Below are 11,200 nucleotides of genomic sequence, written 5' to 3'. Positions count from 1 at the left end.
AGTCTGACTTCTTAAACCGCTTATGGTTTAATCAAAACATAATTTTAACACTAAAAAATATCAAAAAGCTAAAATCACCTCCCTTTCAATACACTTCTCTTAATATTTGAAAACAAAAATATTTTGAAGATTTGAAGACAAAGTAAATTATCATTCTCAGAAGTTTTTTGGCTTTAGCAATGATCAGGTCAAACAATAGGTATTGAAACCGTTGGTATATTACTTGAATGTTGGTTTCTGATTAAGAAAAGACAATTTTACTTCACCATGATACCATCATAAAATTGAATTATTTATTCTTATAGGATTTCAGAAAGTCTAAATCAAAAACATTAAAATAGCTGGACTTCCTACATTTAACTGGACATTTAGAAAAGAGCATGTTGACCGTTTGAAGTGACTTTGAAAAAATGTCAAAACCAAAAAGAGAGTACACAACGGAGTTCAAGCAAAAGGCCGTCGAATTGAGCTATGCCAGGGGTAACGCCGCAGAGGTATGTAGGGAATAAGTAAAAGTGAATATTACAATTGGTTGCACCACGTCCCATCCAAAAGGTGGTTGGAAAACGAGATTATAACTTTAGATAGCCAAAACTCATTACTTAATACTAACTAATAAAATCACTTCCTCCGCTTCATCAGTTCCGCCTCTATATCTTTCAGGGTGAAACCTTTGGCTTGTAACAACATCAAATAATGAAATAATAGATCGGCACTTTCGTATAGAAAAAGTTCATCATTGTCATCCATCGCTTCGATTACGGTTTCCACTGCTTCCTCCCCTACTTTCTGAGCAATTTTATTGATGCCTTTTTCAAAAAGTGAAGCCACATAGGATGTACTGCCATCGGCAGCGGTACGGCGTTGTGCAATGGTAGCTTCCAATTCTGAAAAGAATCCGAAGTTGGAATCGTTTTCTTCGGCCCAACAGGTATCGGTTCCCTTATGACAGGTTGGTCCTAACGGGTGGACCGAAATCAATAACGAATCATTGTCACAGTCGTTTTTGATTGCCACCAAGTTCAGGAAATTTCCACTCTCTTCCCCTTTGGTCCAAAGCCGTTGTTTCGAGCGACTAAAAAAAGTAACCTTCCCCGTTTCTTGGGTTTTTTCCAAGGCCTCGGCATTCATATAGCCCAACATCAAAACGTTTTTAGTCCGAGCATCTTGTATGATGGCAGGTACGAGTCCGTCATTCATTTTCTCCCAATCCGGTGTATTAAAATCCATATGTTTTATTCTTTTAAACTTTTTTTGTCGGCCGTAACACTATCCCAACAATTTTTTAGCATTCTATCTATCTACTGCGTACAGAACTGGCGATTAGCTGTGGGCCTTTGGCTCTTAGCTTTTGGTTACACATGTAGTACTTACCCACCACCTACTAATTCACTAACCAATTAATAGTTCACTAATTACTAGATAACAAACACCATCTTTAACTTTTCGCTTTTCACTATAAACTATCCCAACGCAAACTCCACAGCGGCATAGGCATGCTCTTTGGTCGTATCGATTACTACAATATCACAATCTTCTTGTTTGATCAGCAAAGGTATTTCGGTACAGCCTAAAATCACACCTTTAGCTCCGTCTTTTTCCGCTTTTTTGATGATTTCAAGATATGTTTGTTTTGAACTCTCGGAAATAATTCCCTTGGAAAGTTCCGTATAAATCACCTGATGCACGATTTCACGATCCACTGCATTTGGGATCAATACTTCGATACCAAATTGATGCTGTAGGATATCCTTATAAAAATCGAGTTCCATGGTATATTTGGTGCCGAGCAATAACACTTTTTTACAGCCTTTCTTTTGCACTGCCCTACCCGCAACTTCGGCAATATGTAATAACGGAACCGTAAGTTTTTCTTTTATAGCGGGTACACTGAGGTGCATGGTAATGGCGCAGATCAGGATGATTTCGGCACCGGCAGTTTCCAAACGCAACGCGATTTCTGTAATTTCTTGATGTAAGGCATCCCATTCACCAGCAGCTTGTTTGGTAGAAATCTCCGCAAAGTTGACCGATTCGATCAGACACTCACACGAACTTTGTCCGCCCAAAAGTTCCGCTACCCTATTGTTCAACAGTTGGTAGTACAACTGTGTGGACTGCCAGGTGATACCGCCAATTAAACCTATTTTTTTCATTACGCTAATTTAATATATACTTCTTATTCCGTTTCGCTTGAGAGTGGCCATTTGATTTTGGCTGTTCATTTTACAAAACCTATTCCATAACCTTCGACTGCGCTCAGGGTGACATTTCGTTAGTATTCAATTTCTTCACCGTTGTTCACTGAGTGTAGCCGAAGTGAACCCAGAACTATCAACTAAATTTAAATCCGTACAGGAATTCCATTTTCCCGCAACTCCTGCTTCAATTCTTGAATCCCGATTTCCTTAAAGTGAAATACACTGGCCGCCAAGGCTGCATCGGCTTTCCCGTCTATAAACGTATCCGTAAAATGTTGCTTATTCCCGGCACCGCCCGACGCAATGATGGGAATGTTCAATTCAGACGATAGTTTCGCCAAGGCTTCATTGGCGAATCCGTCTTTGGTCCCATCATGATCCATGGAGGTAAACAGAATTTCACCTGCTCCCCGTTCTTCCACTTCTTTCGCCCATTCGAACAATTTACGTTCCGTTGGGACTTTACCGCCTACCAAATGTACAATCCACTCCCCGTCTATCTGTTTGGCGTCAATAGCCACTACAATACATTGAGAACCAAATTTGGCCGATAATTCATTGATCAATTGCGGATTCTTAACGGCCGAGGAATTGATGGACACTTTATCCGCCCCATTTTGAAGCAAAACATCCACGTCTTCCACTGAGGAGATGCCACCGCCTACGGTGAAGGGAATATTCACTTTTTCCGCCACTCGGTATACCAAATCCGCCAAAGTCTTCCGTTTTTGTTCGGTTGCCGAAATGTCCAAGAAGACCAGTTCATCGGCCCCTTCCTTGCTATAGATTTCCGCCAGTTCCACTGGATCACCTGCATCGCGTAAATCCACGAAATTGACTCCTTTTACGGTTCTACCGTTTTTAATATCCAAACAGGGTATGATTCTTTTTGCTAACATATTTTTTTAGAATTAAGTATTCAGTAATTAGTATGTAGACATTATAAAAATTGAAAATAGTAACCTCATATTTCTTACTTTGTGCTCATTACTAAGTACTATTTACTCTTTACCATTTTTCACGTTCAAATCGACATCACTATAAAACCCTAAATCTTTTTCTATCAACTGCTTTACCCAAAATGCAATTTGACCTGTGTGATACGAATAATGCTCCACGGCATGCATGATGATTCCCACTCCAGAGAATGAAAATCCTTGAACCGACCTGATTTTAAGCAGCTGCTCCGGAGTGGCATCAAAAATGACACGCTTGGCAGTATCGACCGTATCTTCCAATTTTTTAAGTACTTCTGATTTTGTGAGTCCGCCTATAGTTGAAAACTCCAAATCCCGCTCACGGATATCCTCTTTTTCACCCAAGGATGAAATGATGTATTGCGTAATATTCCCAGATAAATGCAACAACAGATTAGCAATACTATTGAGTGAAGCATTCGGTTTTTGCCATAATTGCTCCTCAGAAATTTCGTAAAAACTTTGTTTGATCATCCTTGTATTTTCATCCATACGGTACAAGGCATTTCTGACCAATTCCTCTACCAAGCGCGCTTCTTTATCCATGACTTAAAATATAGGTTTCCAATTGTTTTAAACTAATTTTATTCTCATAAATCGCTTTCCCGATAATGGTTCCTTCACATCCCATTTCTGCCAATTTGGGTAACTCATCAAAAGTGGAAATGCCTCCTGAAGCGATTAACTTTAAACCTTGCGTTTCTTGAAGAATACGTTGATATAAATCAAACGACGGGCCTTCTAGCATCCCATCTTTACTGATATCAGTACAAATGACGTATTGTATTCCTTTGACCTGATAGGCTCGGATAAAGGGAATCAACTCCTCTTTGGATTCCTCTAGCCATCCGGAAACCGCCACTTTTTCATCCATAGCGTCGGCTCCTAAAATAATTTTATTAGAACCATGCTTTTCAATCCAGCTTAAAAAAGTGTCTGAATCTTTAACCGCAATACTACCGCCGGTAATTTGGGACGCTCCGCTTTCAAAAGCGATCCGTAAATCATCGTCGGTCTTTAATCCGCCACCAAAATCGATTTTTAAATGGGTCTGCTTCGCAATCTGCTCCAATACCTGATGGTTGACGATGTGCTTGGACTTAGCACCGTCCAAATCTACCAAGTGCAGATACTGGATGCCGTGGGCCTCAAACTCCTTGGCCACCTCCAATGGATGCTCGTTATATATTTTCTTGGTATCGTAATCTCCTTTGGAGAGACGGACACACTTACCGTCGATGATGTCTATAGCGGGAATTATACGCATTCTTTTAATCTAAAATTTGTTTATCTATGGACATCCATAACGGAGAATCCTCAATTTTTTTGAATCCATAGCGCTCATACAATTGGTGCGCATCCTTCGTCTTTAAAGCCAATGTTTTAAGACTTTTTACAATTGGATCGGCCAAAATAAAATCCATTAGTATTTTGCCAAATCCGTTACCTTGATACTTATCCAGAATAATAACATCCATAAAATATCCAAAATAAATGTAATCGGTAACTACTCTGGCAAATCCAATTTGTTCCTTTTCTAGAGTATATATACCAAAGCAGTATGAATTTTCTATTGTCCTTTTTACGTCTTCCAAGGAGCGACCCTTACCCCAATATGAATCCGCAATAAATTCTTGGATGGCATTGGCATCCAATAAACTTTTATCCTTTGAAATAAAATAATTTGGCTCCATTACATATTTAAAAAGTTTTTCAATATTTGCTCCCCAACCTCACTACTCTTTTCCGGATGAAACTGGGTACCATAGAAATTATCCTTTTGTAAGGCGGCACTATAATTAATCCCATAGGAACACGTGGCGATGGTTTCTTCACAAATGGGCGCATAATAGCTGTGCACCAAATACACAAAATCTTCCTTTACATTTTGGAACAGTTCGGAGTGTAGGTTTTCGATACGGTTCCATCCGATCTGTGGTATTTTGATTCCTTCTTTAGGGGTTCGAGAGCGAAACTTTACCACGTCCACATCGAATATTCCGAGTCCGGCAGTATTACCTTCTTCCGAGGAATGGCACATGAGCTGCATTCCCAAACAAATACCCAGAACCGGTTGCTTCAATGTGGGAATGATGGCATCCAGACCACTATCCCGTAATTTTTGCATCGCACTACTCGCCTCACCTACCCCAGGAAAAATGACTTTATCGGCATTTTGGATTTCGGCCATGTCATGGCTCAATACCGCATCATACCCCAATCGCTTAATCGCGAACTTAATGCTCTGTATATTCCCTGCCCCGTAATTGATGATGACTATTTTCATTTTCTTTATTATTAAGTAAAGAGTAGTGAGTACTAAGTATATAATTCTAAAAACTCAATACTTAATACTGACTACTTAATACTATTTACAAAACCCCCTTGGTACTTGGCAACACCATTTTTTCCACATCTCGCTTTACGGCCATTTTAATGCTTTTGGCAAAGGCTTTAAAGATGGCTTCAATTTTATGATGTTCGTTGGTGCCTTCCGCTTTAATGTTCAAATTGGCTTTGGCACCATCCGTAAACGATTTAAAAAAATGATGGAACATTTCCGTGGGCATATCCCCAACTTTTTCCCGTTTAAAATCGGCTTCCCAGACCAGCCAGTTGCGCCCGCCAAAATCAATGGCAGCTTGGGCCAGGCAATCGTCCATGGGCAAACAAAAGCCATAGCGTTCTATACCCAACTTGTTGCCCAAAGCCTTGTGAAACACTTCCCCTAAGGCAATACCGGTATCCTCGATGGTATGATGTTCATCCACTTCCAAATCGCCATCGACCTTTATCGTTAAGTCCATTTGACCGTGACGGGCCAACTGGTCCAACATATGGTCAAAAAAGGCCAATCCGGTTTTAATATCGCTTTTGCCGGTCCCATCCAAGTTCAAGTTGATGAAAATATCAGTTTCATTGGTCTTTCTGTGAATCTGGGCAGTTCTATCCTTTAATTTCAAGAACTCATATATCTGCTCCCAATCATTATTTTCCAAAGCAATATAGGCATCCAATTCATCACGTTTTACGGTAATTTCCCCCGTACCCAAGTTGGTATTATCGTTGATGAAAATACCTTTGGCGCCAAGGTTTTTGGCCAATTCCATATCGGTCAATCGGTCACCGATGACAAAGGAGTTTTCTAAATCATAGGCCTCCGAGAAATATTCGGTCAACAAGCCTGTACCCGGTTTTCTGGTATCGGCATTTTCATGGGGAAAAGTCCGGTCTAAAAACACTTTATCGAACACGACCCCTTCATTTTCAAAGGATTTCATGATAAAATTATGCACGGGCCAAAAGGTGGCTTCTGGGAAAACATCGGTTCCTAGTCCGTCCTGATTAGTAATCATCACCAGTTCATAATCCAACTCCTTGGCAATTTTACCCAAAAACGTAAAGGCCTTGGGATAGAACATCATTTTTTCAAAAGCGTCGATCTGTTCATCAACGGTCTCTTTGATGATGGTGCCGTCACGATCGATGAACAATACTTTTTTGCCCCCTCCTTTCCCCATAGGGGAACTATTTTCATTCTTTCCTGTACTCATACAATTGATTTTAATGCCGAAATAAGTTTTTCATTTTCTATGGATGTCCCTACCGTAAAACGTAAGGTATTCTCGCAAAGCGGTTGGGTAGTTCGGTTTCTTACCACGATTCCCTTTTGTAACAATTGACCGTACCTAAGATTGGCATCGTCCACTTTGGCCAAAATAAAATTGGCATCCGTTGGATATATCTTATAGACAAAGGGAACGGATTTTAAAGTTTCGTTCAATTTTTCGCGTTCCTTTAAAATGTTTGCAACTTCTTCCTTTACCGATTTTTGGTCCGATACCCGCTGTATCGCACGTTCTTGGGTCAATTCATTAACATTATAAGGAGGTTTGATTTTATTCAATACCGCAATAATTTCAGCGGATGCGATACAGATTCCCAAACGGATCCCTGCCATACCATACGCTTTGGATAAGGTCTGGGTTACAATGAGATTCGGATATTCTGATAATTTAGAAACCCAGCTCTTTTCTGATGAAAAATCGATATAGGCTTCATCGATAACTACCAATCCCGGAAAATCAATAAGGAGTTCGTCAATGGTTTTTGATGAAAAACTATTTCCGGAAGGATTATTGGGGGAACAAAGGAAAAGTAGTTTCGAGTTCCCATCGATGCGTCGCCTAATTTCTGGAACATTGGGATCAAAATCATCCGTCAATAGCACCTCCCTATTTTCAACGGTATTGATTCCGGACAATACCTTGTACATGCCGTACGTAGGTGGCAAGGTGATGATATTGTCCTTTCTAGGCTCGCAGAAGGCCCTGAACAATATGTCCAGAACTTCATCACTTCCATTGCCCAAAAGGATGTTTTCTTGCTGAATCCCCTTTTGTTGCGCCAGTATGGACTTTAAACCCCGTTGCTGGGGATCGGGATAGCGGTTAACGCCATTCTCGAACGGATTCTCATTGGCGTCCAAAAAAATCATAGTAGAACCATCGGACACATATTCATCTCGTGCAGAGGAATACGGACTCAGGCCCTTTATGTTTTCTCGGATGATATTGTTTAAGTTGAACTTCATTAGATTTCATTTAGGTCTCGACGCCGCTCGACCAGATAGGATTATTGATTTTTTAAACTATTTTCTTGTGGCTTCGGCTACGCTCAGCCACCCAAATTTTATCTCTCGGTCATTGAGCAGAGCCGAAATGACATTTATTCTAAACTATTTAATCGTAAGGTTACCGCATTTTTATGGGCTTGTAATCCTTCTGCTTCAGCCATGAGTTCTACTGCATTCCCAATATTTTGTATTCCTTCGGAAGTTATTTTCTGAAAAGTCATGCTCTTCATAAAACTATCCAAATTCACACCACTATATTGCTTTGCATATCCATTGGTCGGTAAGGTATGGTTGGTGCCCGAGGCATAATCACCAGCACTTTCCGGGGTGTAATTCCCAATAAATACCGAACCTGCGTTTTGGGTATGCTCAATATAGAAATCTTCATTCGCCACACAGACGATATAATGTTCCGGACCATATTCATTAATCAAATCGATGGCGGTCTGGTCGTCTTCCACATAAATCAACTTGCTGTTGGCAATGGCCTTTCGCGCAATTTCCTTACGGGGCAATTCCTCCAACTGCGCTTCCACTTCTTTTTCCACCGCATCGATCATCTTTTTGGACGTAGACACCAAAATGACCTGACTATCAACCCCATGTTCTGCCTGACTCAATAAATCAGACGCTACAAAAGCGGCATCGGCGGTATCATCGGCAACGACCAATAATTCCGACGGACCTGCAGGCATATCGATGGCCACCCCGTGTTTCGTGGCAATCTGCTTCGCCACGGTTACATACTGATTTCCAGGTCCGAAAATCTTATAGACCCGTGGAATACTTTTGGTACCAAACGTCATTCCTGCAATGGCCTGTATGCCGCCGACCTTTATGATTTTGGTCACTCCACATAAATTGGCGGTATATAAGATAGCCGGATTCAATTTGCCCTCTTTGTCCGGAGGAGAGCACAAAACAATCTCGGAGCAACCGGCAATGGCTGCAGGAACGGCCAACATCAGAATCGTAGAAAACAAAGGCGCCGTTCCTCCAGGAATGTACAGTCCCACTTTTTGAATGGGACGTTTTTCTTGCCAGCAGGAAACTCCGGGAGCGGTTTCTACCTCAATTCTTCCCGTTTTTTGAGCTTTATGAAAAGTTTCGATATTAGCTTTGGCCAATTGTATCGCGGTCTTCAACTCCTGGGAAACTGAATTTTTCGCTTCTTCTATTTCAGCATCGGATACCAACAAATTCTCCAAATAGACCTTATCGAATTGTTTCGTGTATTTTTTGAGGATACTATCACCGTCCGCAGCTACTTCCCTGAAAATTCCGTTCACCAATCCTTCAATATCCGCTACTGTTTGGGTGGGACGTTTTAGAACCGTAGTCCAGTCTTCTCTTTTGGGGTTATTGATCTTATTCATTGTTCTTAGCAATTAGCCCTTGGCATCTGGCCCTTGGCAAATGATTCATTTTAAAATTTAAGCGAAAAGCCAAAAGCTTTTACAAAACCATCTTCTCGATTGGGCAAACCAGAATACCTTCGGCTCCTGCTTTTTTGAGTTCGTCGATCACTTCCCAAAAGGTATCCTTGTTGATAACCGTGTGCACAGAGCTCCAACCTTCTTCCGCTAGAGGTAAAACTGTGGGACTTCGCATACCGGGTAACAGCTTTAAAATACCGTCCAATTTCGCATTGGGTGCATTCAACAACACATATTTGGAATTCCTTGCCTTTAAGACCGATTGGATGCGGAACTGTAGTTTGGCCAGCAAAGCTTTACGTTCTTCCGTAATCTGCGGGGAGACGGCCAAAACGGCTTCACTGGTCAGCATGACCTCCACCTCTTTCAAATTATTCTTGAACAGCGTACTTCCGCTTGAAACAATATCACAAATGGCGTCGGCCAAGCCTATATTGGGCGCTATTTCCACAGAACCACTGATAATATGCAAGTCGGCGTTTACACCCTTTTCTTTTAAGTAATTCAGTACAGTATTGGGATAGGAGGTCGCGATCCGTTTACCCTCAAAGTCCTTAACCGAATTGTATTTGACCGATTTCGGCACGGCCAAAGAAACCTTACATTTGGAAAATCCCAATTTTTCAGCGATTGAAATATCCTCTCCTTTCTCAATCAGTACATTTTCGCCAATAATGGCGATATCGACCACACCGTCTCGCAGGTACTGGGGAATATCCCCATTTCTCAGGTAGAACACTTCTATGGGGAAGTTTCGGGAAGATGCCTTTAACTGGTCTTTTCCATTGTCGATGGAAATACCGCAGTCTTTTAAAATTTGAAGGGAATCTTCGTTCAATCTCCCCGCTTTCTGAATCGCAATCCTAATTTTTGTCATTTTTAATTTGTTGTGTCCGAACAAGCAAAACAGGTTGAAATACAAAACCCGTTTGATTGCTCAAACGGGTTTTTAAATATGTTGTACTACTACAAAACATTCCTACCTCGCCTGAGCGTACGTATGGAAATGATGATGTGTAGTTCTGTTTTTCATGTTGCCGTAAAAGTAAAAGGTATTTTCGAGTTTACAAAAGAAAAGTTGAAAATCAAACAAAAAGGTTTCAACTGCCCGTAACCTAACACAATTTTAGTTGTTTCCTAAAATCAAGGGTAAACCTGATTCTCCACCACCTACTACGATAACTTTTGAATTTGGAGACTCCGCTAATTTTAAAGTTGCGTCAATACCCTTGTCCTTCAATATCTGATCATTTAATGAAGCACTTAAAATACGGTTGGCATCGGCCTTACCTTGTGCTTCAATCGTTACTTTTTCCGCCTCTTTTTTAGCGGTCACCAAACGGAACTCATATTCCAAAGATTCCTGTTCTTGCTTTAATTTACGCTCGATCGCATCTTTAATGGTTGGTGGCAAAGTGACGTCACGTACCAATATCTCATTCAGCTGAATGTATTGACCACTTACAATTTTTTGGGTCTCGTCATAAATCTCTTGTTGAATTGCATCCCTTTTGCTAGAATACAATTGTTCTGGAGTATAACGCCCAACTACTGAACGGGCCGCCGATCTAATCGTGGGCAATAGTACTCTTTGAATATAGTCTTCTCCTTTTTCCTGATGCAATTTCCCTAAATCTTGGCGAATAGGTTCAAACCAAGCAGAAGCTTCCAATTTAATATCCAAACCATTACTTGAAAGAACGTTCATTTTTTCAAGGACCTCTTGTTGACGAACTTCATAAACCGTTACTCTATTCCAAGGAGCTACTAAATGAAACCCCTCTCCCAACGGAGGCTCATCGGTCACTACACCCCCGCCAAAGGTTTTATATAAAACACCGGCTTGACCGGAGTCAATCGTAACGGTCGATTTTGAAATTAAAATAATCAGTACAATAAAAATAAATATTGCGGGTAAGGCAATCTTTGGTAACTTATCCATTAGTCTCA

General features: G+C 40.8%; 12 protein-coding genes. All 12 read right to left on the bottom strand.

Translation table 11 applies throughout. The features are described from left to right. Positions 1-621 precede the first annotated feature (621 nt). Positions 622-1,230, bottom strand: coding sequence for a bifunctional phosphoribosyl-AMP cyclohydrolase/phosphoribosyl-ATP diphosphatase HisIE (gene hisIE, locus ACNR9Q_RS11975; protein ID WP_419211454.1), 609 nt, complete (start codon positions 1,228-1,230; stop codon positions 622-624). 233 nt (positions 1,231-1,463) lie between these two features. After that, positions 1,464-2,156 carry an aspartate/glutamate racemase family protein gene (locus tag ACNR9Q_RS11970; protein ID WP_419211453.1) on the bottom strand — a complete coding sequence of 231 codons (693 nt, stop codon included), beginning with the start codon at positions 2,154-2,156 and terminating at the stop codon, positions 1,464-1,466. 188 nt (positions 2,157-2,344) lie between these two features. Then, entirely contained in the window at positions 2,345-3,100 is a 756-nt protein-coding gene (gene hisF, locus ACNR9Q_RS11965) for an imidazole glycerol phosphate synthase subunit HisF (RefSeq protein ID WP_419211452.1), read from the bottom strand. Between the two features lie 102 nt (positions 3,101-3,202). Continuing rightward, a complete protein-coding gene (locus tag ACNR9Q_RS11960) occupies positions 3,203-3,724 on the bottom strand; it encodes a DinB family protein (protein WP_419211451.1) in 522 nt (173 codons plus the stop codon). After that, positions 3,717-4,445: a 1-(5-phosphoribosyl)-5-[(5-phosphoribosylamino)methylideneamino]imidazole-4-carboxamide isomerase gene (gene hisA / locus ACNR9Q_RS11955; RefSeq protein ID WP_419211450.1), complete on the bottom strand. Its 729-nt coding sequence runs from the start codon at positions 4,443-4,445 to the stop codon at positions 3,717-3,719. The genes ACNR9Q_RS11960 and hisA overlap by 8 nt, the downstream gene beginning before the upstream one ends. 4 nt (positions 4,446-4,449) lie before the next feature. Further along, positions 4,450-4,872 (bottom strand): GNAT family N-acetyltransferase, encoded by a 423-nt coding sequence (locus tag ACNR9Q_RS11950; protein WP_419211449.1) that lies wholly within the window; start codon positions 4,870-4,872, stop codon positions 4,450-4,452. Continuing rightward, positions 4,872-5,465, bottom strand: coding sequence for an imidazole glycerol phosphate synthase subunit HisH (hisH, locus tag ACNR9Q_RS11945; protein ID WP_419211448.1), 594 nt, complete (start codon positions 5,463-5,465; stop codon positions 4,872-4,874). The genes ACNR9Q_RS11950 and hisH overlap by 1 nt, the downstream gene beginning before the upstream one ends. 85 nt (positions 5,466-5,550) lie before the next feature. Continuing rightward, positions 5,551-6,732: a bifunctional histidinol-phosphatase/imidazoleglycerol-phosphate dehydratase HisB gene (gene hisB / locus ACNR9Q_RS11940; RefSeq protein ID WP_419211447.1), complete on the bottom strand. Its 1,182-nt coding sequence runs from the start codon at positions 6,730-6,732 to the stop codon at positions 5,551-5,553. Next, a complete protein-coding gene (hisC, locus tag ACNR9Q_RS11935) occupies positions 6,729-7,772 on the bottom strand; it encodes a histidinol-phosphate transaminase (RefSeq protein ID WP_419211446.1) in 1,044 nt (347 codons plus the stop codon). Before hisC ends, hisB begins: the two co-directional genes overlap by 4 nt. 134 nt (positions 7,773-7,906) lie before the next feature. After that, positions 7,907-9,190, bottom strand: a complete 1,284-nt coding sequence (hisD, locus tag ACNR9Q_RS11930; protein WP_419211445.1) for a histidinol dehydrogenase — start codon at positions 9,188-9,190, stop codon at positions 7,907-7,909. A gap of 79 nt (positions 9,191-9,269) precedes the next feature. Next, positions 9,270-10,127: an ATP phosphoribosyltransferase gene (gene hisG, locus ACNR9Q_RS11925; protein ID WP_419211444.1), complete on the bottom strand. Its 858-nt coding sequence runs from the start codon at positions 10,125-10,127 to the stop codon at positions 9,270-9,272. Positions 10,128-10,376: 249 nt separating this feature from the next. Then, positions 10,377-11,192, bottom strand: coding sequence for a prohibitin family protein (locus ACNR9Q_RS11920; RefSeq protein WP_419211443.1), 816 nt, complete (start codon positions 11,190-11,192; stop codon positions 10,377-10,379). Between the last annotated feature and the right edge of the window lie 8 nt (positions 11,193-11,200).

Source organism: Maribacter sp. X9, from assembly GCF_048537565.1.
GTDB lineage: Bacteria > Bacteroidota > Bacteroidia > Flavobacteriales > Flavobacteriaceae > Maribacter.
Note: the sequence above shows the minus strand (reverse complement) of the source record. Positions and strands in the feature narration are given on the sequence as shown.

What these genes read in the sequence shown, in the direction of transcription:
- hisIE (WP_419211454.1), bottom strand. Translation starts at nt 1,230, where the DNA reads ATGGATTTTAATACACCGGATTGGGAGAAAATGAATGACGGACTCGTA.
- hisD (WP_419211445.1), bottom strand. Translation starts at nt 9,190, where the DNA reads ATGAATAAGATCAATAACCCCAAAAGAGAAGACTGGACTACGGTTCTA.
- hisB (WP_419211447.1), bottom strand. Translation starts at nt 6,732, where the DNA reads ATGAGTACAGGAAAGAATGAAAATAGTTCCCCTATGGGGAAAGGAGGG.
- ACNR9Q_RS11970 (WP_419211453.1), bottom strand. Translation starts at nt 2,156, where the DNA reads ATGAAAAAAATAGGTTTAATTGGCGGTATCACCTGGCAGTCCACACAG.
- hisA (WP_419211450.1), bottom strand. Translation starts at nt 4,445, where the DNA reads ATGCGTATAATTCCCGCTATAGACATCATCGACGGTAAGTGTGTCCGT.
- ACNR9Q_RS11950 (WP_419211449.1), bottom strand. Translation starts at nt 4,872, where the DNA reads ATGGAGCCAAATTATTTTATTTCAAAGGATAAAAGTTTATTGGATGCC.
- hisC (WP_419211446.1), bottom strand. Translation starts at nt 7,772, where the DNA reads ATGAAGTTCAACTTAAACAATATCATCCGAGAAAACATAAAGGGCCTG.
- ACNR9Q_RS11960 (WP_419211451.1), bottom strand. Translation starts at nt 3,724, where the DNA reads ATGGATAAAGAAGCGCGCTTGGTAGAGGAATTGGTCAGAAATGCCTTG.
- hisG (WP_419211444.1), bottom strand. Translation starts at nt 10,127, where the DNA reads ATGACAAAAATTAGGATTGCGATTCAGAAAGCGGGGAGATTGAACGAA.
- ACNR9Q_RS11920 (WP_419211443.1), bottom strand. Translation starts at nt 11,192, where the DNA reads ATGGATAAGTTACCAAAGATTGCCTTACCCGCAATATTTATTTTTATT.
- hisH (WP_419211448.1), bottom strand. Translation starts at nt 5,465, where the DNA reads ATGAAAATAGTCATCATCAATTACGGGGCAGGGAATATACAGAGCATT.
- hisF (WP_419211452.1), bottom strand. Translation starts at nt 3,100, where the DNA reads ATGTTAGCAAAAAGAATCATACCCTGTTTGGATATTAAAAACGGTAGA.